Genomic DNA, 25,208 nt, shown 5'->3' with positions numbered 1-25,208 from the left:
AACCCGGCATCAGCCGGGCTTGCGTCAGAAAAGCGGGATGGGTTCAGGCGGGGATCAGCGGATCGACTGCTGCGCCAGGAAATCGGCCTTGGCGCGCTCGTACTGCTTGGGGTCGGTGATCTGCTTGGCGTTGAAGTCGCCAGAGGCGTTCGACGGCGGCGGGTTGTTCGGCGTGGACGTGTTGCCAGGCTGGCCGAACAGGTAGGGCTTCGATTCCTTGAGCGTCTTGAACAGCTCGTCGGCGCCCTCCACCTCGCCCTTGTCGTTGAGCTTGACCTTCGACAGATCCGCCAGGCGCAGCGCATCGAGATCGACCAGGCCGGCCTTGATGGCGTGGGCTTTCAGCTCGGACTGCAGGATGCGATCGCTGGCGGCCTTCTCGGCTGCCTGCACCTTGCCGTCGGCGTCCTTGGCTGCCTGCTCGGCGGCCTGCTTGAGCGTGGCGTTCTCGGTCTTGAGGGCCTGGAACTTCTCGCGCCATTCCTTCGCCTCGGCGCGCAGCTCGCGCACGTACTCAGCAGAGAAGGTCTGCGACTGTTGCGACTGTTGGCCGCCACTGTTGGCGGGCGGCGTGGCAGCGCCACCACCGGACGAGCCGGACGTGCCGTCGCCGGCCTGTTCCATCAGGACAGCCAGGCGGTTGCGGGCGAAGGGAGCGAAGCGGGAGAGGTACATAGGCATCTGGCCTTTGCTTGGTTGCGGAAATGAAAAAGGCCCGCATCAGCGGGCCCGGTTTGGGGAAAGGGGATCAGGCTGTCACTCGTCGTAGAAGCCGATGGACAGCAGGCACTGCGCGGGCAGCGAGGTCACGAAGGTGAGCGACACCCGGATGAGGTTGCCCACCGGGTAGAGCTGCATCAGCACCGCGTTGGCCGCGTTGTTGGCCGTGGAGCCGCCCGTCTGCACCTGGTTGGCGGTCTTGATGGGCAGCGTCGGCGCAATGGGCAGGTTGGGGTCTTGGCACTGCACCGTCAGCACGTCGGCGTTGGCCGTGTTCGTGCGCTTGCTGACCACGATGGTTCGGCACCAGTCGGGCACGACGGCATCGACCAGCACCGTGTCGTTGACAGCCAGGCCGGCCTGAGCCAGCGGGTTGTAGTGCAGCTCCGAGCGTTGCGCGAGCTGCGGACGGTTGACCTGCGCCACCAGGGCGCCGGGTGTCTGCGTGATGTTGAACGTCGGCATGGCGCGCCCCTATCAGTTGACCTCGTTGGCCTGCACCTGGCAGGACCAGCGGATCGAGTTGGTGCCGGCGCCCTGCACGTTGATGCCCAGCGCGCCGTTGGTCGTGTCGGCCACGACGGCAACAGTCCACGACGCGGCGTTCGCATCGGCGAAGTTGCTGGTGATGCTCGGCGAGCCCACCAGGGCCGTGGAGGCGGCCGTGGCGCCGCGCTTGATGAGGCCCACGACCTCCCATTCCTTTGCGTCCAGCGTCACCGTGTCCATGGCCACGATGCGGGCCACGAAGCGGAACGCGCTGTTGTTGCGCAGGGTGAGCTGGTTGCTCGTGCCGCCGGCCGCGCCGTCGGCTGTTGCCCGCGTCAGGGTGGCGCCCGTGGTGGCTGCGCGCAGGCCGGTCAGCGAGTGCTGATAGCGCCCGGCCGCATCACTGTTGTGCGGAGTGACAACCTGGCCGTTGATGCCGTTGGTCGTGCCGTTGACGCCGCCGACCACAGCCGAGTTGTTGCCGCTGGCGGTGTGGCTTGCGCCGCCGACCACGACAGCCTGAGAGCCCGAAGCCGTGCTGCTGGCGCCGCCCAGGCAGGCCGAGTCGTTGCCGCCGACCGTGTGCGAGCGGCCCGCAGCCAGCGCGTTCTGGCCGGACGTGGTGTTCGACTGCCCCAGGGCCACCGAGTTGTTGCCGTTGGCCGTGTTCTGCAGGCCCAGGGCCACCGCGTTGGAGCCGCTGGCCACCTGGCTGGCAGCCGACCGGATCAACTGCAGGTCGATGGCGTTGGCGCCGCGCTTGCTGCCGCCGGCCGTGGCGTTGTCGGGGACAGCCAGCGACAGTGCGCCCTGCCCTCGCGGCACGATCGCCACATCCACGTTGGACTGCGTGCCCAGGATGGCGCGCAAGGCGGCCACCGGGCGAGTGCCCTGGATCGAGTTGGCCACGCTGGTGGCCAGCCAGCCGATGATGCGGCTGACCGGGTTGGCTGGCTCGGGCACCGTGCCAGGCTGTCGGGCCTGGTTCGATGGCACGGCCACGCCGCGCTCGATGAGCACCAGGGCGTCAGGGTCGGGGATCTGCGCGGTGGCGCCCGCGCTCAGGGTTTGGCCGTTGACCGGCACCCCGTCGGCAATGATGGTGATATCCATTCGTCATTCCTCTTTCGGTTGCGGGGGCTGTTGCTTGGCTTTCGCCGCCGCTTCCTTGGCCGCCTGGTCAGGCGTGGGGCCGTCGGCCTCGATGGCCCGCAGCTCGTCCTCGGGGTCGGCCACGTCGTAGCTCGACGCCAGGGACTTGACGGCCGTTTCCTGCGACAGAAGCTGGCGGCCTCCGGTGGCCATGTTCAGCGTCGTGACCTCGGCCTGCTTGTCGGTGTAGGTGGGCGCGTACCAGTGCGGCCAGCGCAGCGACAGGGCAGCCTCCGGCGCGTCCGACATGCCATCGACCTTGCTGCCGTCCGACAGCCGGATCTCGATGCGGGCCGCGGCCTTGATGACCATGCGCAGCAGCGGCAACAGCCCGCGGTCGCCGTAGCTGGTGCGCAGCTTGTCGGTCAGCCAGATGAGCGACTGGTTCAGCAGCTCCATGGCACGGCCCGACTGTGCGGCCGACAGCTTGTCGGCGTTCGATCGGTTGCCGTGGGCCTGCTCCAGTGCCAGCTCGCGGCAGGCCCGGACGTACTCCAGAACAGCCGCGGAGGCGCTGCCGCCGATCTCCAGCAGCTTGGCGTCGCCCTCGGGGCCGACCACGACAGCGTTGCCCGCGCTGCGCACCAGGTTGCCGTCGTTGTCCACGGCCGGCTCGCGGATCATCAGCGTGGGGTCGCCCTGGTACTTCAAGGCCCGGCCGCCCTGCGAGAGCTGGTAGTCCAGCTCGATCATGGTGTCCACGGCCTCCGGCGGGAAGGTCGCGGCGCCGTCGATCGCCGAAGCGGCCGGCAGGTTGCGCATCCAGACCACAGGCACGAAGCCCAGGCTGTGCCGCGTCGTGTTGGCCTGGTCGCGTGGCCACTCGGCCGACTTGGCCTGCTCGGATCCGATCTCGACAGGCTGGTACCAGACTTCCTCGACGGCCGTGAAGTCCCGGCGGAACCAGAACCACGTGCCCAGCTTGTCGTCGGGGATGCTGTAGCCCGATTCGCGCAGGACCGAGCCCACCACCTTGTACTGCTCGCGCACCAGATCGAGCGTGTCGGGCGCCTGGCGGCTGTAGGTCGGCGTCAGGTAGGCCGTGGGCATGACAGACCAGAACAGTCGGTTGGACAGCACCCGCATGACGATGGCCACCGAGCCGGTGGCGCCTTGCGTGGCTGCCTCGACCATGGCCAGCTTGAGGCCGCTGTCCTCGATGACCTTGGCCAGCATGTCACGTGTCGGCTCGTCCTTGCACTCGACAGAGGGGAAATGGCCATCACCGAACAGCAGGCTCACCGAGTCGTCCACCACGATGCGGCACAGGTTGTACCGAACAGAGGGGCGGCGCGTGCGCAGCGGGATGTACTCCCCGGCGTCGTTCTTCTCGACGTGGAATGGGTACGGCAGCGCCTCGTACAGCGAGCCGTTGAGCACCCGCGTAGCCATGTTGATGGCGTGCGCACGGGCAGGCAGATCGGGGTCTGCCTTGTAGACGGCAGTCTTGAAGTGTTGGTAGTCCATGGGCACGAAGGCCCGTCACCGGGCCATGTGGAAGTTGGGAACAGCCTTGATCGGGTCGCGCTTCTTGATGAGCGGCTGCAGCGCGTAGCGCACGGCATCCCACCAGTGGTCATTGCCAGGCTTGAGCACGGGCAGCACGTCGTCGGTGAGGCGGTCGGTCTTGTACGACCACAGCCGGGCCTCCTGGATGACGTTGGTGCATCGCTCGTGAATCACGATCTCGTCAAGGCCGCGCAGCCAGGCAATGCCGTCCTCGACCGAGCCTGGCCATTTGTCGGCCGCGATGAGGCGCAGGCCGGGCTGGCCGGGTCGGTTGCGCGCCAGGTGCGCGATGGTTTCCGGCCGGCTGCTGTCGCCGCGGATGACGCGGCCGTTGCCGTCAGTCAGGCCCGGCAGCTTGGCCAGCTCGCCGCGCAGATCGTCCAGCTCGATGTTGACTCCGCCCACCTCATAGTCGATGAGCAGGCGCCGGCCATCGAGCCAGCACCGCACGCCGGCAGATGGATCGACCGAGAACCCCCAATCCGCCCCGTAGTAGGGCCCATCTGCGCCCGGTGGCGGGCTGTCCCAACGATCCACGCGCCACTTCCCGAACAGGACTTGCGCCTTACTGCGGCCCTTGGGCTGGCCCATCCAGACGTGCAGATAAGCCTCGTAGTCCACCCGCATGAGGTGTTCCATTTCGGCGCGCAGCGTGTCCGGGAAATGGGGGTTGTGGATGTAGTTGACCTCGGCAGACAGGCAGCTTGGAGGCGGGTTGGCCACAAAGCGCAGCCAGGTCGGGTCGTCCTCGCTGTCCGGGTTGAAGGTGATCCAGATTTCGGAGCCTTCCTTGCGGATGGTCGGGATGAGCGTTTCCCAGCTCGACTCGGACACCCGCTGCGCTTCTTCGACCCAGCAAATGTCGATGCCCTCCATCGACTTGATCTCGCTGATGTTGTGCTTCAAGCCCTTGAAGATGAACAGCGAGCCGGTCGATGGGCAACTGATGGCCGTGTTGGTGATGACGTACTTTGACAGCAGGCCCTTGCGCTCGATCCAGTCACACAACAGTCGGTGCACCGAGTCGGCGATGCTGATTTGCAGCTCACGCGCACACAGCACGCGCAGCGGGATCAGGCTGGCCAGGACCACCAGGACCTCGGCCACGCCCCAGCTCTTGCCGGAGCCCCGGCCGCCGCGCAGCACCTTGTATCGGGCTGGGCGCAGCAGCACGGGCCGCATGACCTCGGGGAATGTGAACGGGTCACGCGCCCCCATCTGCAGCCCCCTCGGCGCCCTCGGGCTTGGCCACGCTGGCCATGATCCCGTACAGGTCGGCCAGGGTGGCGGCTGCCGGCTTGTCCTTGCCATCCGCATCGGTGATGGCCACCTTCTGCGGTGTCTCGGACCAGCGGGCGCGGGTCTTGAGCCAGAAGATCATGCAGGCGGTATTGCCCTCCATGGCCGACTTGAACAGCCGGCCGGCAATCTTGGCGTTGGCCTCCGTCACGCCCGCCTTGATCTCGTCGGCGAAATACTTGGCCAGCGTGTCCACGCTGATGGGCTTGCCGGCCTTGTCCTTGACCAGCAGGCACATGTCCTCCTGCGGGATACCAAGGCCCGACAGGGTGCGCACGTTGTCGCGCTGTTCCTTGGTGGGCTCGAAAGCTGGGCGTCCCATAGGCTCGTCCTTTGGGCTTTTTTAGTTCCGGTAAACGCTGCCCACACCTGCAGGCAGCACGGCACCAGGCAGGCAGATCGCTGTCTGCGCGCTGGCATTGCTTGGGTGGTGTGATGCGCCGTCAGCCGCGAGCCATCAGGCCGCTGCGACTGTTCCCACTGCGGGGATGTGACTGTTGGCGCTGTCGTGTTCGACTGGTCGCATGCAAGCAACAACAGTTGAAACTTGCATTGCTGGTGTGGTGTAAGTAGGGCTGGCCCTTCCTGCCCTACAGGTCAGGGGCTCACTCACACACACGAAAGGATCAGATGACCAACGCTGTAAGCAAGCTGCTCATCCGCAAGAAGGGGCAGAAGGCAGCGGCCACCCCGGTGGTCGTGATGCCGGAGGATCACGGCGTCGAGCTGGGCTATGCCTTGAGCGTTCGCCAGCCCTACGCCGAGCGGATCATGACCGGCGAGAAGACGATGGAATACCGCACGTGGACGCCACCCGACTTCGTGGTGGGCAAGCGCGTGTGGATCTACGCCACCTCGACCTATGAGGAAGGTGGCGAGGGCCTGCCCATCCGCATCATCGTGGGGTCCGTGCGCATCGACGGCATAGAGGATCTGGGAGAAGGCGAATACGGCTGGCACCTGGCCGACCCGCTGCGCGCCGAGGGCGTGGGGTTCGCCTTCTTTGGCTGCCCGCAGCCGAAGCTGTGGAAGCCGACCGAGGTCATTGGCTGACCTGGCTCAGTCCGGCTCTCCGTCATCGGGGGTGTCTTCCTCGCCATCGAGGGGCACCCCCAATTTCATGGCGAACAGCTCGCCATTCTGGTAACGGGACTCGCGCACCCCGATGTGGTCGAACATGCGCAGCATGGCCGCCCGGTTGGGGAAGGTCAGCACACAGAAGAACTCGCCATCGAGCTTGGCCCGGTTGTGGTCGCTGATGGTGTCGTAAGCCTTGCTCATCCCCGACAGCAGGTCGGAAAACTCTTTCAGATCCTGCTCGCGCTCGTTGATGACCTGATCGCCGAACATGTCGTAAATGTCGCCCAGGTCGAAGCCCGAGCCCTCGACGGTCACCGCCTCGTCCTTGAACAGCTCGCGCAGCTTGTCCATGTCGAAGCTGCCCTGGCTGGCGGTGTTGTTCAGCAGGATATTCAGCTCTTTCTCGCGTGCGGGCTCCACGTCGATGACAGCCACGGTCATCGAGTAGTCGCTGGTGCGCATGAGCGCGTCCATGATGGACAGGCGCTGATGGCCGCCGACGATGTTGCCGGTGCGCTCGTTCCAGGTGATCGGGGCAACCAGGCCATGCTTGGCCAGCGCCTTCTTGAGTTTCAGGCGTTCCTGGTCGGTGATGATGCGCGGGTTGTAGTCCGCACCCTTGAGCTGGGAGCGGTGCACCTCGCGGGTCTTGAACTGCTCCAGGCCGGCCTCGGCCAGCGACTTGGGCTTGTCGGCCTTGTCGGCCTTGGGTTTGCGTTCAGCCATCGGTCAGTCCGAAGAACTCACGCCGAGCCACGATGGCATCGACGTAGGGGAAGATCGCCCGCACCTTCTCGTAGTCGGCCGGGTAGTAGTCGTGCAGCGTCAGCACCTCCTGCACCTGCAGCGACGTGCCGCTGTTGCCGGCGGCCGTGTTGGTGTGACTCTTGGGCAGCGGAATGTCGCGGGCCTTGAGGTAGGAAAGCACCTCCCACTTGAGCCACTGTTTCAGCGGCCGGAAGGTCATGCGCTTTTCCTCCTCGGTTTCCGTGGCCAGCTTGCGGCGGCGGAACGACCCGTCGGCCTTCTTCATGCCGTCGATCATGAGCGTGCAGCCCATGCGCCCCATCATCCCCTTGTAGTAGGTCCAGGGGTGCACCTCCGGCATCGCCTGGAGGAAGGGCAGGAAGTCGCAGTAGTAGCCGCCTTGCAGGTAGTTGAGCGACACCGGATGCGGGAAGAAGTGCACATCCAGGCCATAGCGTTCCTTGGCGATGGCCGTGCGCTGACGGTCGCAGTCCAGATCGGGAACCAGGTACATGCAGAACGGCACGACCTCCGAGAAGAAACGGACAGCCAGATCCAGGCACACCAGGCTGTCCTTGCCGCCAGAGAAGCCAACGCACACACGGTCGTGGGTCTTGGCGAGCCGCTTCATGTCCGCGATGGTGTTTTCGACGTTGACTCCCATGGCCTAGCTCACTTGTCGGAGCCGCTGGCGGCCTTGCCCTTCTTGCCGGCCAGCTTCTTCTGTGCGGCCTTGGGGTTGGGCGTCATGTACTTCGACGGCACGCCGCGGGCCTTGGCACTGGCCAGGCGCTGGGCGCGGTTGGCGCCTTGCGGGCGCGGTTCGGTTGCGGTGGGCATGTTCGCTCCTGTGTGTCAGGCCCGGACTGGCCGGGCCGGATGGGTTACTTGTCGCTCGACTTCGCGGCGCCGCCCTTGCGGCCTGCGGGCTTCTTGCCGCCGGCAGCCTTCTTCGACACCGTGGCCTTGGTGGCCTTCTTTGCGGCCGGCGCCTTCGCGGCCTTGCGGGCTGCAGCCTTCTTGCCGATAGCCATATATGGGTTCCTTTCAGATCCAGAGAAAACAAACCGGGGGAATATGAGCCCGGATCGAATACCCCACCGATTCATCGGCCGGGCGGTGTTTCAGGGGGTATCTGCCCACCCTGGCGAGAAAACCCCTTTTCCTGGCATCAGCCCTAAATTCAGGGGTTAACCCTTAATTCCTGGCCACAAAGGGCCAATTTGTGTGTTTTTTGCAACAAAACCCCACATTCATGGGGTGCAATGCTAGTGCGCCACTAGCATTTGCTGGCATAGTTCAGTCACCAACTGCTGTGAAGCACGACGCAACGCCGGGACGGCGACGCACCAAGGACGGCTTTGATGGGCTTCGGCCCTATGCCCGGAGGGATGAAATCCCCTCCCGCCACCCGGCAACGGGGCGGTGGCCAAGATTGACCCGAGCAATGTGTGCATTGCTTGTGCATGGGTAGCAGTGATGCCCATGCACCAGCAATGACGCTGGATGTTTTCAAACAACCGGAGAAATCAGATGCAAAACACCAAGACTTTCGATTTCGGCAATATGACCAAGGATGGCGCAATTCAAATTGCGCAACAGCTTGGAATCAAGCGCGATTGGGCGCGAGTGACCAAGCCGGAGCTGCTGGCGATGCTGCGCGGCTTCACGACCGAGCAACTGCTGGATGCTGCCAAGCGTGCATGCGAAGCCGAGGCGGAGCAATTCGTGGCCGAGGACTGGCTGATCGACGCCGACGAAGTGAGCCTGGCAGTCGATGAGGCCGGCAACGTCACCGCCGACGCTGCCGATTGGGAGGAAGACCAGACGGCCGCCGAGCCCGCCCCCGAAGTCACCGAAGTGGCCGCGATGCTGGCCAAGCTCATGAGCAAGGGCAAGGCGACCGTGAGCGAGTCCGACGTGCGGGCCATCGTGGAGCCGATGATTGCCGACGTGCTGGAGCGGGCCGAGGATCTTGGCGCCAAGAACTACGGCGCCATCCTCGACATGGTGCAGCGCAAGCTCGACGGCATGCCGGCGCGTGAGGTCGTGGTGAAGATCAACGACCTGGAGCCCGTCAAGCTCGACGGCTACACCCGGCCGGAATTCGCCAAGGTGCTGCGCCGCGCAGCGGCTGGCGTCAATCAGCTACTGGTCGGCCCCGCCGGCTGCGGCAAGACGCACCTGGCCCCGCCGGCTGCGGCAAGACGCACCTGGCCGCGCAGGTTGCGCAAGCCCTGCAGCGCCCCTTCGCGTCGGTTTCGTGCTCGGCCGGGATGAGCGAGTCGGCCCTGCAGGGCTGGCTGCTGCCGACCGGCGACGGCGGCTCGTTTGAGTACGTGGAAAGCGACTTCGTGCGCATCTACGAAAACGGCGGCGTGTTCCTGCTCGACGAGATCGACGCGGCCGACGAAAACATGCTGCTGTGGCTCAACCAGGCGCTGGCCAACGGCCGGTTCAACCTGCCGCAGCGCGTGGGCCGCACCGAAGTGATCCGCCATCCCGACTTCGTTTGCATCGCCGCGGCGAACACCTACGGCAAGGGCGGCACGTCGGTCTACGCCGGGCGCAACCAGCTCGACGAGGCAACGATTGACCGTTTCCGCGCCGGCACCCTGGCGCTGGACTACGACGCCGAGTTTGAGAAGCAGGCGGTCAACCCCGAGCTGCTGGCCTGGGCGCGTCAGGTGCGCGACTGCATCACCCGCAACCAGATGCGCCGCGTGCTGTCCACCCGGTTCCTGCTCGACAGCACCAAGCTGATGGCAGCCGGCGAGTCGCTGGAGGAAGTCAAAGACACCTTCTTCCTGGGCTGGAAGGCCGAGGAAGTTTCCAAGATCGTCACCTACTGAGGGGCTACACCATGATCGAAACCGAACACAAGGCCGGCCGCTACAAGGTGCGGCTGCGCCGCTTCACCGACCTGCTCGATGCGGTCAACACGCCACTGCCGGATGAGTACAACGCGCAATATGCGTTGGCCCTCACCCTGGAGAGCTGCAGCCGCGAACAGCGCAGCGGCAAGGTGCCTGGCCTGGGCAAAGTCTCGCTGAACCGCCAGGACTGGCTGGGCGCGCCGGACCTGCAGACGCTGGAACAGCGCATGCGTGAGGGCTGGGCCGATGGCGCCGCGATGATCTCGCAACTGGCTGCCGCCGAGCTGCCCGAGCCGGTGAGCATCAAGCGCCGCCGCGAGTGGGCCGACCAGGGCGACGAGCTGGACATTCACCGCGTGTACGCCGGCAAGCTCGACACAGCCTGGAGCCGCATGGGCAAGCGCCAGAGCCGCGCACCCCGGCGCATCACCCTGATGTGCGACCTGTCGTGCCCATGGTTCCAGAAAGCCGACGCCCTGGCGTGGCGCGGCGTGGCAGCCCTCAAGCTGTCCGACGCCCTGGAGGAAGCCGGCTATCAGGTGCAGATCCTGGCCGTCAACTGCGCGGTGGGCGTCAACGACGCCGATGGCCGGCAGGGCAACGAGGGCGTGGCAGCCGTGGTGCCCGTCAAGCACTACGACGCGCCGCTGGATCTTTGCTCACTGGCTTCTGTGCTGGTGGCCCCTGGCTTCAAGCGCCGCTATCTGCACCCCTGGCACTTCGCCACCGAGGGGCAGCCGCAATGCGAATCCCTGGGCGGTGCCGGCGAGCTGCTGGGCGACTGGCTGCACCAGCAGCTCATTGGCGAGCTGGGCGAGCCGGTGCTGCGCATCGGCGCCGACGTGCTGACCAAAGCAGCCTGCCAGAAGTCCATCGACTCGGCCCTGGCCGTCGTGCGCGTGATGCACGAAATGGAGCGGCAAGCCGCCTGATCCCAACAGCCCCGGCAAAGACCGGGGCGCCATCAAACAACCGGAGATCCAACATGAACCGCAACGAAGCGATCCAGACCCTCAAGACCTACCCGGCCGACCTGGAGATCGGCACCGAATACGACGACGACAGCCGGCTGCGCGACGCCCTGGCTGTGGCTGTGCCTGGGTTTGAATACCCCGATTGGTGTACGCGCAGCATTAAACACGCCATAGCCTATGCAGAGAAGGGCGTGACTGCAGCCCTGGCAGACCATGGGGCGACCCTTGCAGGCAGCGAAAACGAGCCTGCAGCGCGTTTTTCTGACCATGCCAAGGCCATGGCATCCCCTGACCAAGAAAAACGCGATCCTGGCGATTCTGGCGCGTCCCGCGATGGTCAGGGTAAACCCTTAGAAGCGCAAAACGAGGGGGAATCTCGCACCAAGCTGGTGCGCGCCGTGCTCATCGACCCCGTGGCCAGGGCTGTTCAGTTTGTGCGCACGACAGGCCAGCTCGATGGCCCCGATGGGCTGTATCAGCTCATCGGCTGCAATTGGGTGGAGGCCATCGACGTGGGCCACGCCGGCCGCGGCGCCGATCAGATCCGCCTGACGGCCTGGATCGACGAGGAAGGGCTGTTGAAGGACTGGAGCGAACAGTCGTTCTGCCTGACGCCCTTCTACCCCGAGCCCCTGGCCGGCCGCATCCTGCTGGTGGCCGACCGCCCGAGCGGCGAGAGCCCGGTGGACATTCCCATGGGCGAGCACGGCCTGGCGGGCCTGTCACAGACCGTCATGTGGCTGCACCCGAAGACGGTGGAGGTCACCGCCCCCTTCATCGAAACCATCGGCGAGGACGGCCAGATCAAGCGCGAGCCGCTGGGCAACCAGACGGCCGACGGCAAGTGGACCTACGCCGCGCACTGATGCGATGAGCAACAGGGCCGACGTTCTGGCCTGGATGCGCATAGCCGGCTATCACGCCGACATGCGCACCTTCCTGCGCCTCTACACCGAAAACCGAATCAGCAAGCGCGTGGCCGATGAGGCGTACCGCGCCGGCACCAAGCAGAAGCTGGCCGGCATGCGCTGCATGTGCCACCAGTGCACCAAAGCACCCACACAACCGGAGAACCCTGCGCCATCTACTGACGAAAGGACACAACGATGACTGTTCAAGCACCGAAGACCACCCTGCAGCAGCGCCTGGCGCGCACCTACCGCATCCCCAATGGCGTGACCTACCACCGGCCGCACACAAACACCCTTGGTGGGATCACGTTCGGCGAGATTGTCACGTGCACCAAGGATGGCGCCGACTGGTGCGCCGAGGGCAAGGGGCATGAGTTCATGCAAGCCATCGCCCTGGCCCACAAGGAGATCGAGCGCATCCAGAAGGCCATCGACAACATGGTGGCCATCATGGAGCAGCAGGACGCCGAGCACGACGCCACCGCGCACCTGTGCGCCATCGCAGCAGCCGAGGCCAAGACAGCATGACCGCCACCGCCCGCCACCACCTGAACCTTTGACCCGACCCGAACAAACCAGGGAGGAACCACGACATGAACCGCAGCAACCCGATCCCCATTCGACTCAAGGACAAATTCCGCGCATGGATGCGACGACACGACCACGACGACCTGCCCGACCCGGCCCGCCTGGCCACGCTGGTGATCGCGGCGGACACCTTCATCAGCCGCCACCGCCTGCGCGCAGCAGGCGAATGCGCCGCCAGCCAGTACGTGCGCATGGTGGCCGCGAAGTGACGGCACGCAACAGCCTGGCGCCAGCATGGGAGAAAATCCCCGCCCGTGGCGTCACGCTGGCCGGCTGTCCGGCCACTGCCCAGCCTTCTCTCCGGTTGTGCTGGGGCAGAGTGACGAACCGGGATGCGTCCCGGCTCACCACTTTGCCCCGGTCGATCTTTCGCCGGGGCTTTTTTTCTGCGCCGATCAGCGGACTTTGCAACAACCCCCGGATAAGCCCATGGCTCCGCGTCGGCGCAGAAAAAAAGCCAGCCACCCGTGAAGGCGACTGGCGAAGACATGACAACAAGACACCCGTCAGGTGCAATCACCCGATGGTGCCGGAAATCTAGCACAGAACCGGCAGTGTGACAAGCATTGCTAGTTCTGCACTAGCAGTATCAGCGACCCGTGAATCCGTGGACTCCGCGGCCGTTTGATTCCTGGCCGTCCTTTGCTATTGCTGCGGAAGCACTGTGCGAATCGCGCTCGCTATTTAACGACAAGGCCAGATCCGCCATCAGCTTGGTGGCCCTCAACGGGTTTGCCCGAAACATCTGCAGGGCCAGCTCCAAGAAGCTCTGTTCCTCGTCAGACACGCCAGCCGAATCTCCAAGCCCGTGCATCTGGTCCATCCAACCGGATGGCAGACCCAGGCCCTGCTCCATGCGACGGCACAGGTCGCTGCCGAGGTTCCCCCGGCCGTTGTTGATGTGCGAAAGCATCCGGTCACTGACACCGGCCTTGGTCGCAAAGCGTTTCAGGCGCCCGTAGTCCGAGGCCCCGGCTTCTTCCGGGCTGTTGGCGAACGCAACCAGCAGGTCGCGGTAATTGGCAAGTCGAATCTGGCGAATATCCATTGTTCTCTCACTCCCCTGTCGTCTTCTGATTCTTGGAAACACAGCACCCGTCCGGGTTGAACGAGCAGTTAGGCAACCTCGCCGCGCCGGTTACACGCGGCGTTAATTGCATGCACAAAGATAGCACTGCAATCAATCTACTTGCAACTAGAAATTTGTGACATAGGCCACACACCGGCCCCCAGTCGTCGAAGCGGTGATCCGCCACCACGGGTGAACGACCGTTCGACACCCCATCAACCACCCCTCTAAGTCGGAGGACAACACGCGGTAAAAATTGCGGCAAACCTTGCTTATTGATAGCATTTCACTAGCTAAGAACGACCCCGACAAGGGGCAACCAAAACAACCGGAGAAGTAAATGCACCAAAAAACCAGCAATGTGGGTACCCTGGGCCTGCGCGCCTGGATGCACCACGTAGGAACGGAGAACGTGAAGAACATGGCGCAAGAAGCGAAGACCAGCTACCGGCACATCCAGAACATTGCGTACAGCAATGCTCCGATCGGTTATCGACTGGCCAAACGCATCGTGGAGGCAGCCGCCAAGGTCACACCGGGGTGGGCGCCCGATCTCGTTTACCTCATGGAGCGCCTGGGCGACGTGCCTCCCAGCCGCACCGGCAAAGGGGCGCTGCAACCCTCCCCCGAATTCATCGCCGATCAGGAGCGCCGCCGAGCCGCTGGCCTGCCGCACGCCCTGCGCGAAGAATCGGAGGCACTTGCAGCATGAGCGTCTATGCGACTTCCCTGGTCTGGAAGTTCAGCAAGGCAGCCGGCTCCACCCTGTTGGTGGCGCTTGCCATCGCCGACTTCGCGGACGACGAGGGCCGTGCCTTCCCCGCCGTTGGAACCCTGGCCACCAAGGCCCGCGTCAGTGAGCGCACGACGCAATACGCCCTGTCGGAGCTGGTCAGCTTCGGAGAGCTGGCCATTGAGCGCGGCACTGGCCCCAAGGGCTGCAACACCTACGTCCTGCAGCTCGACGCGCTGCGCTGCCGCCCGGCCGCTGGCATTGGGGGTGCAAAAGCTGCGGGGGGTGCAGATTCTGCGGGGGTGCAAAACGCAGCACAAGGGGGTGCAACCCATTGCACCCAAACCATCATAGAACCGTCATCTAAGAAGAAGAAGAAAGAGAGCGCGCCCGCGCCGACTTTCAACCGGGCTACCGGGCGAATCGAGGGCATCCCCGACGCCGCCATGGCCAAGTGGCTTGTGACCTTCGACGGTTTGAACGTGGCAGCCGAGATCAGCCGGGCCGAGTGCTGGCTGCTGTCGAACCCCAAGCGCGAGAAAGAGGACTACCTGCGCTTTCTCAACAACTGGCTGTCCAAGGCCCACCGCGAGGTCAAGACCAACCCGGCCAGCCATCGCGTGAACGCGCCGACGAAGACGCTGCACCGCGCCGCCTTCTCCACCTTCCTGCACGGTACGCCCGCGCCGGCTGACCGTGCGCCCTTCTTCCAAGGAGCAACCGATGTCATTGACGTTGTGGCAACCCCGCTCCAGTGACGCCACCCGGCTCAAGACCGAGACTGTGGTGGCCATCCTGGGCAAGCTGCACGCCCGCTACGGCGCCAAGTTCGCCGACATGTGGCAGGGCGTGCCTCAAGACAAGCTGACGGCCGAGTGGGCCGCCGAGCTGGCCGGCTTCACCCCGGACGAGATCCGCCGAGGCATGGATGCGTGCCGCACCCGCGTGTGGCCCCCCACGCTGCCGGAGTTCGCGGCCCTGTGCCGCCCGCCCATCGAGGCGGAAGCCGCCTTCTACGAGGCCCTGGACGGCATCCGCCAGCGCGAGCGCGGCGTGGCCTTCGCCTGGAGCCACCCGGCGATCTATTGGGCGGCCGTGGACTTCGGCACCTACAACCTGACGCACAGCGACTGGCCTGCAGCCAAGTCGAAGTGGGTGCGCATCCTGGCCAAGCAGATGGACAAGACCGAATGGGAGGCCGTACCAGATCCACCGGCCGCCTACCTGCCGCCGCCCGAGCGACGGCACATGCCCGATCACGTGCGCAAGCAACTGGCCGGGCTGATGAAGAAGTGGAACGTGAGCAAAACGCTGGCAGCCGACTGACCAGCACAAAACAACCGGAGTAGATCGTGAACCACTACAACAACACCACGACCCTTCGCGCCCCCGAGCGCGACATGAGCGCCCTGATCCCGCGCAAGAACCCGCGCATGGGGCAGCAGCTCAAGCTCAACGGCATCGCCCGTGTCGAGCACACATGTGCCGACTGGCTGGCCGGCATCGAGCCCCACCTGAAAGCCTGGCTGCAGGCCGAGTGCATCGAGGTGGACACCTTCACCATGGAACAGTTCAAGGCCCACGCGGTCGCCAGCGAGCTGCCCATGCCTCCCCATCAAAACGGCTGGGGCGCCCTGACCCGCCGCATGGCTTCGCGCCACGTCATCGAGTGGACTGGCGAGCACGTCACCAGCCAGGCGCCTGACGCGCACGGCCGGCCCACGAAGCTGTGGCGCTATGTCCCGGGAGTGCAGTGATGCGCGACATGGGAACCGGCAACGCCATCACCCGGTTGCAGCACTTCGTGAGCGTCAAGGCATCGCACGTCGAGCCCACGCCCAGCGAGCTGCGGCAACTGCTGGCGCGCTTTGCGGCCTTGCCGCCCGCGCCATGTGAGGGCTGCACCGCACGGGCGCACTGCGCCCGCTACGCCAAGGCATGCGACGCATTCGCCCGCTACGTGCGCGAAGGTCGCCGCCTGCCGCCACCCGCAGAACCCGACCCGAGCCTGGACGTGGAAGCCGTCCTGGCCATGGAGGCATGAACACATGAGCAACATCCCGACCGCGTACCAGGGCGAGCTGATGCTGGCCGGCTGGAACGAAACCCACACCGGAGGCGCCAAGGTGACCTTCTGGCTGCCCGACAGCCAGGCGCTTGAGCCCTTCCGTCACATGACCGTCAAGAAGGGCAACACGGCCGGCCAGCGTTTCATGGCCGTGCTGGTCCTGCTGGACGAACAGGACCGCCCCGTGTCGGCATCGGGCGAACAGCCCAAGGCCGAGGGTGGCCCGCTGGCCAAGTCGGCCGCGCTGGTGTGCAACAGCCGCGACTTCCAGGACTTCGTGGCCCACCGCACTGGCGTGGATCTCGGCGACGACCTGCAGCGCCGCGAGCGCGCCGCGCAGTTCCTGCGGGGCTTCTGCGAGATCGACAGCCGCGCCGAGCTGGACAGCAGCGCGCACGCCGCCGAGCTGTTCCGCCGCCTGATGGCCATGTACCGCGAATGGATGGCCGACCGTCAACCCGTCACCGCCTGATGCCATGAAGGAAGACCAACAGACCAAGGAAAGCCTGCGCGCCGAGCTGGCCGCGCTGGTCCACAAGGTGCCGCGCCACGTGGCCAACGGCTCGATCCAGGCCGTGCGCGCCTGGCAGGCCGTCAACACCGCCGCCGCCAAGATCCTGGCCAAGCCTGACGCAACCGTGCGCGAGCTGCAGGGCGCGGTGGCCAACCTGCGCCGCGCCGCGCAGCAGGGGGTGCCCGCGTGATGGACCTTCGCCTGTACGCCCGCAAGTCGGGCAAGGGGGCGGGCCTGGCCATGCTGGAGGCCGTTGGCGTCGATCACGACCAGATCGAGCGCCTGCGCGGCGACGCTGCGCTGATGCTGCGCCGCGTGGCCCGAGGCCCCATCCTGGCCGTGGTGGCCGAATCCAAGCCGCAGCCGGCCGCGCCCGCCTACGTGCTGCCGTCCGACCCGGAGGCTGGTGCATGAGCCGGGCCGACCACATCGGGCGCTGGCTGGGCCGCGTTGCGGCCGTCGGCTGCATCGTCTGCATGCTGGCCGGCCAACCCGGCACGCCGGCAGAAGTGCACCACATCCGCACCGGCCAGGGCGGCGCACAGCGCGCACCCGACACGCTGACCATCCCCCTGTGCCCCGAACACCACCGGGGCGCCACCGGCCTGCATGCCGACCGCGAGCTGTTCTGCCTCATGTGGGGCAGCGAGCTGGAGCTGCTGGCCAAGACCATCGAACAGATCGCCAAAACACTGCACCTGGAGGACAAGCTGTAATGTCCCTGACCAAAGCAACGGGCGCCTATCGCCGCAGCGGCCTGCCCGACAACATCCGCGCCCTGGGCCGGCTCAAGCCGGGCCAGATGAACAAGACCGAAGCCGCCTACTGCGAGCACCTGGAGGCCGAGCGCAACGCCGGCCGCGTGGCCTGGTACGCCTTCGAGGGCATCAAGTACCGGCTGGCCGACGGCACGTTCTACACCCCCGACTTCGCTGTGATGCTGTCCAGCGGCCAACTGGAGGCACACGAAGTCAAGGGGCACTGGCAGGACGACGCCCGCGTGAAGATCAAGGTGGCCGCCGGCATGTACCCGGTGCGCTTCTGTGCCGTCACCAAGCAAGCCAAGAAGGCCGGCGGCGGCTGGGCTGTGGAGGAATTCTGACCATGTGGGGCCGTCACCAATCCTTCCGAGATCCCATGGTCATCCTGATGAAGAAAGAGGAACGCACATGCAAGGGCTGCAAGAACGAGATCACGGCCTGGGGCCGCAAGGCATGCGACCTGGGCAACCGGCACGGGCGCCGCTGCCGCAGCTACGAGGAACAGCCGCGGACGAGCCGCCCCTGTTCCCAACAGTGAAGGCCGCGCTGCGCTGGGCCTGGCAGATGGAGGACGCCACGTTCTGCAAGTCGCCGCAGTACGGGCCGCCGCCGCCGCGCCGTGCTTCGACCCTGGACGGGCTGACCGTGCAGGAGCGCGTGGCGCAAGCCGCCTGGATCCGGCAGACCGCCGAGCGCCGGCTGCAGCCCGCCGAGCTGTCGCTGGTCCTGGCGCTGTTCGCCGAAGGCCCCATGCGAGGCGCTGGCGTGCGCGCCGTGGTGCGCGAGGTCTGCCTGATGGCGCGCAACCGCGACCTGGGCCGCGAGGTAGCCCGCCGCCACCTTGACCTGGGCCGCGCCAACCGGCGCACCCTGGCCGGCATAGCCGACGAGTTCGGCGTGGCGCCGCGCACGGTCGAGCGCCTGGCAGCCGAGATCGGCCGCGAGATCGACGGCCGCATTGCCGGCATCGAGCGCACGCTGTCGCACCTGTTCGTGTCCACCGGAGTGGCTGCTCAGGTCTGACACCCCCCCTTTCCTGGCCTGACCTGCTGCATTTTTGTGCAGTTGCAAGAATGCAACAATTTACCCAACATTGCTAGCAAAACAGTTGCATTGCTTTGGTCAGGCTGGGAAAATTTGACCTGTGGCAGATGAGGGCATAAGCCCCGCGCCGCACTGTGAAACAACCGGAGATTCCCATGCTGAACACAGCAACCCCCCTTGCCTGGAGAAGATCGACGCCGTGCCCCGGCGACGATTCTGCCTACCTTGCCGCCCAAGAGGAAGGCGACGCCCGCGATGAGCGATTCGATCGCATCGCCGAGCGCGCAGAAGCGTCCTTCCTGCGCGAGTTGAAGCTGCACCCGGAGGCGCCCATTGCTGCGCCCTGGGAGCGCAGCGGCAAGGCCACCCTGGCCGAAGTGATCTACCAGCACGAAGCCCCGCCCGCCGAGGCCGTGGAGGTGGTGCAGGCCATGTCCCTGCTGCTGCGCGGCGATGAGGCCGGCGCCCTGGCCAAGCTGCGCGAGGCCATCGGCTACATGGCGCAGCGGTACGCCGACGACTACGCCGAGCAGGAGGCGTAACACCATGGCGCCCCGCTATCAGAATCCGCGCATTGCGAACAATAGCCGGGGGGGCTGATCCATGTTCCGCCTGACGTTCATCAACGCCAAGGCGGAGCGGATCACCCGCTTTGTCCCGGCCGAAAACCTCAACGCCGCCATCGACTCGGCATTCGACAACGACGGCGCGCAGTTCCTGACCATCAAGAAGGTGAGCCCCGATGCCTGCCCCGATCACGCTTGAAGGCCCGTACCGCGCCAAGCGCCGCGTGGCCCACATCGACCTGTTCACGCCTGCCGGCCTGCTGTCCGGCGCCGCTGGCCTGGCCCTGGTGGCCGTGGCCGCCCCCACTCTCTGGAGCTAAGACCATGAGCATTGCGACCCTGATCCTGGGCGAGTCCGGCACCGGCAAGACCACCAGCCTGCGCAACCTGAGCCCTGCGCGCTGCCTGCTGATTCAAGCCGTGCGCAAGCCCCTGCCCTTCCGTTCGGCCGGCTGGCGCCCCTGGAGCGCGAAGACTGGCGGCAACCTCATCACCAGCGATGACCCGGTGTTCATCGAGCGCGCCATGCGCCAGTCGCCGCACGAAATCGTGATCCTCGATGACTGGCAGTACATCCTGGCCAACGAGTTCATGCGCCGCAGCGGTGAAAAGGGCTTCGACAAGTTCACCGAGATCGGCCGCCACGCCTGGGATCTGCTGATGGCAGCCAACGACCTGGCCCCCGATCGCCGCGTCTACATCCTGGCGCACACGCAGACCGACGACCTGGGCAACACCCGCGTCAAGACCATCGGCAAGCTGCTGGACGAGAAGATCACCCCCGAGGGGCTTTTCACCATCGTGCTGCGCACCCGCGTGTCGGATGGCCATTACTACTTCGCCACCGTCAACAGCGGCACCGACACGGTGAAGTCGCCCATGGGACTGTTCTCGGAACAGCTCATCGAAAACGACCTGGCTGCCGTCGATGCCGCCATCTGCGACTACTACAGCATCGGTGCCCGCATGGAGGCTGCAGCATGAGCGCCATGGCCCACGCCTGCCTGGCCGCGCCACGCATGGATGCGCAGAGGAAGGAGCTTGACCTGCGCATCCAGGCCGAGATCGCAGAGGCCAAGCGCATCCAGCAACAGACCGGGTGCGCCTGGACTGAAGCCCTGCGGCTTGCCACCTTGAAACCCTGATTCCCCAATGCCGGGAGCCTGCCCCGGCCGTGATCCACAACGTAACAGGCACCTCAACAACCGGAGTTTCACATGGTCACTTTTGCACTGAACGCCGAAGCCGCCCGCAAGGCTGACGCCCCCGCCCGCATCGTCCAATCCGGCGCCTACGTGGGCACCTTCACCCGCGCCGAGCTGGTCACATCCGACAGCGGCACGCAGGGCGTGGAGTTCGATTTCGTCGGCGACGACGGCAGCCGCGCCGGGTATCTGACGCTGTGGACCACCAACAGCGAGGGCCAGGAGCTGCGCGGCATGAAGGTGCTGCACGCCCTGATGGCCTGCCTGCAACTGCGCAGCATGGACAGCGCGCAGGGCACCGTCAAGGTGTGGGACAGCAAGGTGGGTCAGGAGGTCCAGCGCGCCGCCGAGCTGCTGCCGGCCCTGATGGGCAAGCGCGTGGGCGTGGTGCTGCAGCGCGAGGAATACTGGCCCAACAACGGAGGCGACAAGAAGTCGCGCATGGTGCTGTTCACCGTCTTCCAGGCCGGCACCAACCTGATGGCCAAGGAGATCCTGGACCGCATCGCCAAGCCCGAGGCGCTGGCCAAGCTGGTGGCCACCCTCAAGGACAAGCTGGCCGGCGACCGCCCGGCGCCGCGCAACGGCGGCGGCTACAGCGGCGGCGGCAACGGCGGCAACGGCGGCGGCCAGGCCCCGCGCCAACAGTCGGGCCGTGCGCCGAGCGGCTTTGACGACATGGATGACGACATCCCTTTCTGACCCCGGGGCGCCGCCTGATGTACCACCCCGAGAGCGATTCGCTCTTTGAGGTGGACAGGCTACCGCCGGGCGCAGCGTACGACCCAGATTGGGCGCCGTGCTTGGACGTGACAGGCAGCCCCCAGCACGAAGCCCGATTCAAGCGCGAACAGCGCAACAGCCAATGACAACAGCCCGGCCCCGAGCCGGGCGCCACAACCGGAGATCCCATGAGCACCGTTCTGGCATTCCCCAGCCAATTCGTCCTGCACACGGCCCGCGTCAAGCACGCCGCCGAAGTCCTGCAAAACCAGTGTCACGGCCTGGCCTACGCCTGCGGCTGGTGGCACGACCTGGGCAGTGGCGCCGACCTGACCACGAACCCCGGTGAGCCCGCCAAGCGCAACGTGGGCGAGCTGCTGTGCCTGGTGCACAGCGAAATCAGCGAGGGCATGGAGGGCCATCGCAAGGGCCTGGCGGACGACAAGCTGCCGCACCGCTCCATGCTGGAGGTCGAGCTGGCCGATGCCGTTATCCGCATCTTCGACATGGCCGGCGGCCTGGGCCTGGATGTGGCCGGCGCCATCGCCGAGAAGCTGGAATTCAACGCCACCCGCGCCGACCACAAGCCCGAGGCCCGCCTGGCAGAAGGCGGAAAGAAGTTCTGAGGGCCGCACCATGAGCACCAACACCAACCCGGCCACCACGCAGACCCTGCACGCGCTGGCCGACGATTATCTGGAGGGCCTGGCCATCCTGGGTGATGCCGACGTGCCACCCGAAGTCGTCTTCGACACGCTGGAAGGCATGCAGGGCGATCTGGCCGACAAGATCGACGCCGTGCTGGCCTATGCGGCCAACCTGGAGGCCATGGCCAACGCCCGCAAGGCCGAGGCCGAGCGCCTGACCAAATCGGCCAAGACCCTGGCCAACAAGGTCGAGAACCTGCACACCTACGTGCAGATCGCCCTGCAGCGCACCGGCATCAAGCTGCCGCTGGTCACGCGCCGCTTCACGGTCAACCTGACCAAGAACCCGCCGGCCAGCCAGATCGTCAACGCCGACCTGCTGCCGGCCTTCTACAAGACCGAAACCGTCACGCTGTCGGGCAGCGTGGGCCTGGCCGAGAAGGTGCACAAGATCCTGGACGCCAACCCCGAGGTGCTGGGCCTGCAGTCATTCGACAGCGAGGTGAAGGTGGACAAGAAGGCCGTGCTGTCCGACCTCAAGACCGTGGCCCAGGCCAACCTGGCCAAGCCGGAGGGCGAGGCGCACGACAGCATCCCGGGCGCCCGCCTGGAGCCGACCAGCTACCGTCTGACCGTACGGTGATCGACATGGGCATCAAGTCATCCGTGATGCGTGATGCCCGCAGGATGGCCGAGGCCGAAGGGGTGGAGATCCTGGAGGCCGGGCTGACCAAGGGCGATCACATCAAGCTGCGCTGCCGCAACCAGCAGGGCCTGGTGGCCAACATTTTCATGTCGGCCACGCCGTCGGACTTCCGGGCCGCGGCCAAGAGGCGCAGCCAGTTGCGCCGCTTCGCCGACGGGCGCTGGAACCCGCTGATGGAGCGCGCCGCATGAGCGACTTTCTGCTGACCGAACAGGAGATCATCGACCTGACCGGGTTCCGGCAGAAGTCGCGCCAGATCGAAAAGCTCAAGGCCGACAGGATCCCCTACACCGTCAGCCGCACCGGCCACCCCCGGGTCGTGCGCGCCAGGGTCGAGGGCGTCACATCGGCCGCCAAGAGGAAGAAAGAACCTGCAGGCCCCCGCTGGGAGGCCATTGGAGTTACCGCACCATGATTGAAGTCGCAAACCGCATCCGCAAACTGGCCGCCAGGACAGCCCTGGAAGGCTTCGCCGACGACCTGCGCGAGTTGGCCGACTACGTGGAGCAGCAGGCCAGCCCTGCCACCGTGCAACAGCCGGCGCCGCTGGCCAGCGACGGCCCGGCCACCTGGGATCTGGTGGTCAAGGACATGCAGGCCCGGGACAAGCTCGGCCGCGCACGCTACGGCACGCCGCTGCAGCCGAACAACGGCCGCAAGAGCCTGGTGGACGCCTATCAGGAGGTGCTGGACCTGGCTGCCTACATGCGCAACGCCATCGAGGAACAGGACGCCGACAAGGCCACCGTGATCGAGGGCATGCTGCACTACCGTGAGCTGGCCAAGGATCTGCAGCAGCGTCTGGATGCCGCCCTGTCCCGCGTGGCCGAGTTGGAGCGCGCACTGACTGGCGCAGCACATCACCCGGAGGCGCGGGCAGCATGAGCAAGGCCGCATTTCCCCTGTCCGACACGCAGGCCGCGCTGGCCAGCCCCGGCGGCATGCACCTGTCCGTGCTGTCGTTCGGCGCGGCCATGACGGTCTGTGGCGAGGCCGCGCTGCGCGAGCTGCGCCGTGCCATCGACTGCGCGCTGGGCGAAACCGAGGAACAGTCGCCACCCCTGGCCCTGGCCCTTGCCGAGCGCCTGGCCCATGTGGCTGCCATCGCGCACATGGGCGGCCTGGCCGGCCTGAGCGAAGCCGATGCGCTGATTGATGTGCGCAAGCTCACCGCCGAGCACATCCGGCATGCACCCGACCAGGCAACGGCGCACAACAAGGTGGAGCTGGCCAGGCGGGCGGCGGCCGAAGCGTGGGAGAGCCGTCGATGAGCCGCAAGACCAAGCGCAACCTGGGCCGCGCAACCCAGCTCACCGACGTGAGCGAGATCCGGCGGGATCTGACGGCCGCGCTGGCGCAGATCCGCGCCATGGTGGGCGAGGCCGACGCCCTGGCCCACGTCGAAACCTTCTGCGCGATCGCCCTGCGGGTGATGACCAAGACAGCCCCCGGCGTCATCCGACAGGCCGCCATGGTCGAGGAAGTGCTGGCGCGCATCGACGGCCGCCCCGTGGACAGCGCCGACGTGAACAGCCCCGCGTGGCTGGAGGAACACGCCCCGATCACGCCGGCAGCCTGGGCCAGCCTGTGTGCGGTCAACGAAGTCAGCCAGCCGGCCCTGGTCCTGCCGCCGGCACTGTGGGACAGGGCCAAGGCCGAGGGCTTCGACCTGTCGGGCATCGAGCGCCTTGAGCGCCTGACCTGAACAGCGGGCCCAACAGTGGCGCCCACCATGGGCGCCCAACAGAATCGCCGGCAAAACGACCGGAGAGCAGCATGACAACCTACACCACCATCGAGGACGGCCTGTATGCCCGCGTGGGCGCCCGGGTCACGTCCTACTTCACCAAGATTGACGGGCAGACCATCGCCCTGGGCCGCCAGCTCGATGAGGCCCGCAAAAAGCTCGCCGAGCTGCGCGGCACCAGTGAGCGCGACGACACGATCCGGGCCATGTGCCGAGGGTTCATCGCCGAGCAGAGGCAGATGCGCCTGGAGGGCGACAGCAACGCCCTGGGCCAGCGCACCATCGAGGAATACAGCGGCTGCCTGGAGCGGCACGTCATCCCTGTGTTTGGCGACATGCGGGCCGCCGACTTCCGCCCGATGCACGCGGCTCAGTACCTGGCCGCCAGGCGCAAGGGCAACCCCGGCGCGGGCGTCAAGGGGCAGCCGACGAGCGGCAACCGGGAAATGGCCGCGCTGTCGGGCGCGTTCAACTACGGCATGCGCGAGGGCATGGTGGAGTCCAACCCCTGCCACGGCGTCAAGCGCAACCGCGAGAAGCCACGCAACCGCGAGGTGGGCCTGGTCGAGTTCAACGCTTTCATGCAGTTTGCCAAGAACCAGAGCACGGCTCTTTACATGGCCGCCCTGATCGGGGCAACCGTGGCGATCTCGGGCCGGCGCCGCGCCGAGCTGCTGCGCCTGGATGCCGACGCGCTCACGCCGGAGGGCATCGACACCCGCGACGCCAAGACCAAGTATTACGAGGCTGACCGCAACTACCTGGTGCTGTGGTCGCCCCTGCTGCGTCAGATCCTGGAGGAAGTCAAACGCATCCGCCCGGTCGAGAGCCGCTACCTGTTCCCGGTGCGCGGCGGCCGTGCGCCCTACACCGATCAGGGGTTCAAGTGCACCTGGAACAAGCTCATGAAAGCCTGGATGAAAGCCGGTGGCCAGCACTTCACCGCACACGACCTGCGGGCCTTCTACGTCAGCCGGATGCTCGATCAGGACCGCGACCCGAACACGCACCGCAACGAGGCCACCATGCGCAAGGTCTACGATCGGCGCAAGACCGTCGAGGTCAGCCCGCTGGCGTGAT

At 66.2% G+C, this 25,208-nt stretch carries 44 protein-coding genes; 33 read left to right on the top strand and 11 right to left on the bottom strand.

Annotated features, from left to right (window positions below; translation table 11 throughout):
• Nucleotides 1–54: 54 nt before the first annotated feature.
• The 6 genes from QZ709_RS11410 to QZ709_RS11385 form a co-directional block, all read right to left on the bottom strand.
• On the bottom strand, nucleotides 55–681 hold the full coding sequence (locus QZ709_RS11410) for a phage scaffolding protein (protein WP_294637420.1): 627 nt from the start codon (nucleotides 679–681) through the stop codon (nucleotides 55–57).
• 75 nt (nucleotides 682–756) lie between these two features.
• Nucleotides 757–1,185, bottom strand: a complete 429-nt coding sequence (locus QZ709_RS11405) for a hypothetical protein (protein WP_294637419.1) — start codon at nucleotides 1,183–1,185, stop codon at nucleotides 757–759.
• A 12-nt stretch (nucleotides 1,186–1,197) separates the two neighbouring features.
• On the bottom strand, nucleotides 1,198–2,322 hold the full coding sequence (locus QZ709_RS11400; protein WP_294637418.1) for a hypothetical protein: 1,125 nt from the start codon (nucleotides 2,320–2,322) through the stop codon (nucleotides 1,198–1,200).
• A 3-nt stretch (nucleotides 2,323–2,325) separates the two neighbouring features.
• Complete coding sequence (locus tag QZ709_RS11395) at nucleotides 2,326–3,828, bottom strand: hypothetical protein (protein WP_294637417.1); 1,503 nt, start codon at nucleotides 3,826–3,828, stop codon at nucleotides 2,326–2,328.
• Nucleotides 3,829–3,843: 15 nt separating this feature from the next.
• A complete protein-coding gene (locus tag QZ709_RS11390; RefSeq protein WP_294637416.1) occupies nucleotides 3,844–5,043 on the bottom strand; it encodes a PBSX family phage terminase large subunit in 1,200 nt (399 codons plus the stop codon).
• Between the two features lie 31 nt (nucleotides 5,044–5,074).
• Nucleotides 5,075–5,491, bottom strand: coding sequence for a hypothetical protein (locus QZ709_RS11385; protein ID WP_294637415.1), 417 nt, complete (start codon nucleotides 5,489–5,491; stop codon nucleotides 5,075–5,077).
• A gap of 308 nt (nucleotides 5,492–5,799) precedes the next feature.
• Here QZ709_RS11385 and QZ709_RS11380 point away from each other — a divergent pair, with 308 nt between their 5' ends.
• A complete protein-coding gene (locus QZ709_RS11380) occupies nucleotides 5,800–6,222 on the top strand; it encodes an ASCH domain-containing protein (RefSeq protein ID WP_294637414.1) in 423 nt (140 codons plus the stop codon).
• Nucleotides 6,223–6,228: 6 nt separating this feature from the next.
• Here the strand turns inward: QZ709_RS11380 and QZ709_RS11375 are convergent, their stop codons facing one another.
• From QZ709_RS11375 to QZ709_RS11360, 4 genes are read right to left on the bottom strand one after another with little or no spacing between them, the layout of a single operon-like run.
• Nucleotides 6,229–6,975: a hypothetical protein gene (locus QZ709_RS11375; RefSeq protein ID WP_294637413.1), complete on the bottom strand. Its 747-nt coding sequence runs from the start codon at nucleotides 6,973–6,975 to the stop codon at nucleotides 6,229–6,231.
• Complete coding sequence (locus QZ709_RS11370; protein ID WP_294637412.1) at nucleotides 6,968–7,660, bottom strand: phosphoadenosine phosphosulfate reductase family protein; 693 nt, start codon at nucleotides 7,658–7,660, stop codon at nucleotides 6,968–6,970. The genes QZ709_RS11375 and QZ709_RS11370 overlap by 8 nt, the downstream gene beginning before the upstream one ends.
• Before the next feature lie 8 nt (nucleotides 7,661–7,668).
• Nucleotides 7,669–7,836 carry a hypothetical protein gene (locus QZ709_RS11365; RefSeq protein WP_294637411.1) on the bottom strand — a complete coding sequence of 56 codons (168 nt, stop codon included), beginning with the start codon at nucleotides 7,834–7,836 and terminating at the stop codon, nucleotides 7,669–7,671.
• A gap of 44 nt (nucleotides 7,837–7,880) precedes the next feature.
• The gene (locus QZ709_RS11360) at nucleotides 7,881–8,030 is read right to left on the bottom strand and encodes a hypothetical protein (RefSeq protein ID WP_294637410.1); all 150 of its coding nucleotides are present in this window, start codon (nucleotides 8,028–8,030) and stop codon (nucleotides 7,881–7,883) included.
• Nucleotides 8,031–8,529: 499 nt separating this feature from the next.
• On the opposite strand from QZ709_RS11360, the gene QZ709_RS11355 reads away from it, so the two are divergent.
• The 7 genes from QZ709_RS11355 (at nucleotide 8,530) to QZ709_RS11325 (ending at nucleotide 12,554) form a co-directional block, all read left to right on the top strand.
• Nucleotides 8,530–9,276, top strand: coding sequence for a hypothetical protein (locus QZ709_RS11355; RefSeq protein WP_294637409.1), 747 nt, complete (start codon nucleotides 8,530–8,532; stop codon nucleotides 9,274–9,276).
• Nucleotides 9,165–9,848, top strand: a complete 684-nt coding sequence (locus tag QZ709_RS11350) for an AAA family ATPase (RefSeq protein WP_366937167.1) — start codon at nucleotides 9,165–9,167, stop codon at nucleotides 9,846–9,848. The genes QZ709_RS11355 and QZ709_RS11350 overlap by 112 nt, the downstream gene beginning before the upstream one ends.
• An 11-nt stretch (nucleotides 9,849–9,859) precedes the next feature.
• On the top strand, nucleotides 9,860–10,804 hold the full coding sequence (locus QZ709_RS11345) for a hypothetical protein (protein WP_294637408.1): 945 nt from the start codon (nucleotides 9,860–9,862) through the stop codon (nucleotides 10,802–10,804).
• 53 nt (nucleotides 10,805–10,857) lie between these two features.
• On the top strand, nucleotides 10,858–11,712 hold the full coding sequence (locus QZ709_RS11340; protein ID WP_294637407.1) for a hypothetical protein: 855 nt from the start codon (nucleotides 10,858–10,860) through the stop codon (nucleotides 11,710–11,712).
• Nucleotides 11,713–11,773: 61 nt separating this feature from the next.
• The gene (locus QZ709_RS11335; RefSeq protein WP_294637406.1) at nucleotides 11,774–11,956 is read left to right on the top strand and encodes a hypothetical protein; all 183 of its coding nucleotides are present in this window, start codon (nucleotides 11,774–11,776) and stop codon (nucleotides 11,954–11,956) included.
• On the top strand, nucleotides 11,953–12,285 hold the full coding sequence (locus QZ709_RS11330) for a hypothetical protein (RefSeq protein WP_294637405.1): 333 nt from the start codon (nucleotides 11,953–11,955) through the stop codon (nucleotides 12,283–12,285). The genes QZ709_RS11335 and QZ709_RS11330 overlap by 4 nt, the downstream gene beginning before the upstream one ends.
• 65 nt (nucleotides 12,286–12,350) lie before the next feature.
• Entirely contained in the window at nucleotides 12,351–12,554 is a 204-nt protein-coding gene (locus QZ709_RS11325; protein ID WP_294637404.1) for a hypothetical protein, read from the top strand.
• A gap of 380 nt (nucleotides 12,555–12,934) precedes the next feature.
• Here QZ709_RS11325 and QZ709_RS11320 read toward each other — a convergent pair whose 3' ends face one another.
• The gene (locus QZ709_RS11320; RefSeq protein WP_294637403.1) at nucleotides 12,935–13,393 is read right to left on the bottom strand and encodes a hypothetical protein; all 459 of its coding nucleotides are present in this window, start codon (nucleotides 13,391–13,393) and stop codon (nucleotides 12,935–12,937) included.
• 361 nt (nucleotides 13,394–13,754) lie between these two features.
• On the opposite strand from QZ709_RS11320, the gene QZ709_RS11315 reads away from it, so the two are divergent.
• The 25 genes from QZ709_RS11315 to QZ709_RS11195 all read left to right on the top strand — a co-directional run bounded on the left by QZ709_RS11315 (nucleotide 13,755) and on the right by QZ709_RS11195 (nucleotide 25,207).
• On the top strand, nucleotides 13,755–14,126 hold the full coding sequence (locus QZ709_RS11315; RefSeq protein ID WP_294637401.1) for a hypothetical protein: 372 nt from the start codon (nucleotides 13,755–13,757) through the stop codon (nucleotides 14,124–14,126).
• Complete coding sequence (locus QZ709_RS11310; RefSeq protein WP_294637399.1) at nucleotides 14,123–14,905, top strand: helix-turn-helix domain-containing protein; 783 nt, start codon at nucleotides 14,123–14,125, stop codon at nucleotides 14,903–14,905. The genes QZ709_RS11315 and QZ709_RS11310 overlap by 4 nt, the downstream gene beginning before the upstream one ends.
• On the top strand, nucleotides 14,871–15,473 hold the full coding sequence (locus QZ709_RS11305; RefSeq protein ID WP_294637398.1) for a hypothetical protein: 603 nt from the start codon (nucleotides 14,871–14,873) through the stop codon (nucleotides 15,471–15,473). The genes QZ709_RS11310 and QZ709_RS11305 overlap by 35 nt, the downstream gene beginning before the upstream one ends.
• 26 nt (nucleotides 15,474–15,499) lie before the next feature.
• On the top strand, nucleotides 15,500–15,904 hold the full coding sequence (locus QZ709_RS11300) for a hypothetical protein (RefSeq protein WP_294637397.1): 405 nt from the start codon (nucleotides 15,500–15,502) through the stop codon (nucleotides 15,902–15,904).
• Nucleotides 15,904–16,191 carry a hypothetical protein gene (locus QZ709_RS11295; RefSeq protein WP_294637396.1) on the top strand — a complete coding sequence of 96 codons (288 nt, stop codon included), beginning with the start codon at nucleotides 15,904–15,906 and terminating at the stop codon, nucleotides 16,189–16,191. Before QZ709_RS11300 ends, QZ709_RS11295 begins: the two co-directional genes overlap by 1 nt.
• A 4-nt stretch (nucleotides 16,192–16,195) precedes the next feature.
• A complete protein-coding gene (locus QZ709_RS11290; protein WP_294637394.1) occupies nucleotides 16,196–16,687 on the top strand; it encodes a hypothetical protein in 492 nt (163 codons plus the stop codon).
• Between the two features lie 4 nt (nucleotides 16,688–16,691).
• Entirely contained in the window at nucleotides 16,692–16,919 is a 228-nt protein-coding gene (locus tag QZ709_RS11285; protein ID WP_294637392.1) for a hypothetical protein, read from the top strand.
• The gene (locus tag QZ709_RS11280) at nucleotides 16,919–17,143 is read left to right on the top strand and encodes a hypothetical protein (RefSeq protein ID WP_294637391.1); all 225 of its coding nucleotides are present in this window, start codon (nucleotides 16,919–16,921) and stop codon (nucleotides 17,141–17,143) included. Before QZ709_RS11285 ends, QZ709_RS11280 begins: the two co-directional genes overlap by 1 nt.
• Nucleotides 17,140–17,445 (top strand): Ref family recombination enhancement nuclease, encoded by a 306-nt coding sequence (locus QZ709_RS11275; RefSeq protein WP_294637390.1) that lies wholly within the window; start codon nucleotides 17,140–17,142, stop codon nucleotides 17,443–17,445. Before QZ709_RS11280 ends, QZ709_RS11275 begins: the two co-directional genes overlap by 4 nt.
• Entirely contained in the window at nucleotides 17,445–17,831 is a 387-nt protein-coding gene (locus tag QZ709_RS11270; protein ID WP_294637389.1) for a DUF1064 domain-containing protein, read from the top strand. Before QZ709_RS11275 ends, QZ709_RS11270 begins: the two co-directional genes overlap by 1 nt.
• Nucleotides 17,832–17,898: 67 nt before the next feature.
• Complete coding sequence (locus QZ709_RS11265) at nucleotides 17,899–18,513, top strand: hypothetical protein (protein ID WP_294637388.1); 615 nt, start codon at nucleotides 17,899–17,901, stop codon at nucleotides 18,511–18,513.
• 176 nt (nucleotides 18,514–18,689) lie between these two features.
• Nucleotides 18,690–19,076: a hypothetical protein gene (locus QZ709_RS11260; RefSeq protein WP_294637387.1), complete on the top strand. Its 387-nt coding sequence runs from the start codon at nucleotides 18,690–18,692 to the stop codon at nucleotides 19,074–19,076.
• Nucleotides 19,077–19,137: 61 nt separating this feature from the next.
• Entirely contained in the window at nucleotides 19,138–19,299 is a 162-nt protein-coding gene (locus QZ709_RS11255) for a hypothetical protein (RefSeq protein WP_294637386.1), read from the top strand.
• Nucleotides 19,277–19,420: a hypothetical protein gene (locus tag QZ709_RS11250; protein ID WP_294637385.1), complete on the top strand. Its 144-nt coding sequence runs from the start codon at nucleotides 19,277–19,279 to the stop codon at nucleotides 19,418–19,420. Before QZ709_RS11255 ends, QZ709_RS11250 begins: the two co-directional genes overlap by 23 nt.
• Before the next feature lie 4 nt (nucleotides 19,421–19,424).
• The gene (locus tag QZ709_RS11245; RefSeq protein WP_294637384.1) at nucleotides 19,425–20,084 is read left to right on the top strand and encodes an ATP-binding protein; all 660 of its coding nucleotides are present in this window, start codon (nucleotides 19,425–19,427) and stop codon (nucleotides 20,082–20,084) included.
• Nucleotides 20,081–20,245, top strand: coding sequence for a hypothetical protein (locus tag QZ709_RS11240; protein WP_294637383.1), 165 nt, complete (start codon nucleotides 20,081–20,083; stop codon nucleotides 20,243–20,245). Before QZ709_RS11245 ends, QZ709_RS11240 begins: the two co-directional genes overlap by 4 nt.
• A gap of 72 nt (nucleotides 20,246–20,317) precedes the next feature.
• Nucleotides 20,318–21,007, top strand: coding sequence for a hypothetical protein (locus tag QZ709_RS11235; protein ID WP_294637382.1), 690 nt, complete (start codon nucleotides 20,318–20,320; stop codon nucleotides 21,005–21,007).
• A 209-nt stretch (nucleotides 21,008–21,216) separates the two neighbouring features.
• Nucleotides 21,217–21,654 (top strand): hypothetical protein, encoded by a 438-nt coding sequence (locus tag QZ709_RS11230; protein ID WP_294637381.1) that lies wholly within the window; start codon nucleotides 21,217–21,219, stop codon nucleotides 21,652–21,654.
• A gap of 10 nt (nucleotides 21,655–21,664) precedes the next feature.
• On the top strand, nucleotides 21,665–22,318 hold the full coding sequence (locus tag QZ709_RS11225) for a siphovirus Gp157 family protein (RefSeq protein WP_294637380.1): 654 nt from the start codon (nucleotides 21,665–21,667) through the stop codon (nucleotides 22,316–22,318).
• A 5-nt stretch (nucleotides 22,319–22,323) separates the two neighbouring features.
• Entirely contained in the window at nucleotides 22,324–22,572 is a 249-nt protein-coding gene (locus tag QZ709_RS11220) for a hypothetical protein (RefSeq protein WP_294637379.1), read from the top strand.
• Nucleotides 22,569–22,796, top strand: coding sequence for a DUF4224 domain-containing protein (locus tag QZ709_RS11215; protein ID WP_294637378.1), 228 nt, complete (start codon nucleotides 22,569–22,571; stop codon nucleotides 22,794–22,796). Before QZ709_RS11220 ends, QZ709_RS11215 begins: the two co-directional genes overlap by 4 nt.
• Complete coding sequence (locus tag QZ709_RS11210; RefSeq protein ID WP_294637377.1) at nucleotides 22,793–23,266, top strand: hypothetical protein; 474 nt, start codon at nucleotides 22,793–22,795, stop codon at nucleotides 23,264–23,266. The genes QZ709_RS11215 and QZ709_RS11210 overlap by 4 nt, the downstream gene beginning before the upstream one ends.
• Nucleotides 23,263–23,652 (top strand): hypothetical protein, encoded by a 390-nt coding sequence (locus QZ709_RS11205; RefSeq protein WP_294637376.1) that lies wholly within the window; start codon nucleotides 23,263–23,265, stop codon nucleotides 23,650–23,652. The genes QZ709_RS11210 and QZ709_RS11205 overlap by 4 nt, the downstream gene beginning before the upstream one ends.
• Nucleotides 23,649–24,086 carry a hypothetical protein gene (locus tag QZ709_RS11200; protein WP_294637375.1) on the top strand — a complete coding sequence of 146 codons (438 nt, stop codon included), beginning with the start codon at nucleotides 23,649–23,651 and terminating at the stop codon, nucleotides 24,084–24,086. Before QZ709_RS11205 ends, QZ709_RS11200 begins: the two co-directional genes overlap by 4 nt.
• A gap of 71 nt (nucleotides 24,087–24,157) precedes the next feature.
• Nucleotides 24,158–25,207: a hypothetical protein gene (locus tag QZ709_RS11195; protein WP_294637374.1), complete on the top strand. Its 1,050-nt coding sequence runs from the start codon at nucleotides 24,158–24,160 to the stop codon at nucleotides 25,205–25,207.
• Nucleotide 25,208 lies beyond the last annotated feature (1 nt).

This window comes from uncultured Aquabacterium sp., from assembly GCF_913773725.1.
Classification (GTDB): domain Bacteria; phylum Pseudomonadota; class Gammaproteobacteria; order Burkholderiales; family Burkholderiaceae_C; genus Aquabacterium.
Note: the sequence above shows the minus strand (reverse complement) of the source record. Positions and strands in the feature narration are given on the sequence as shown.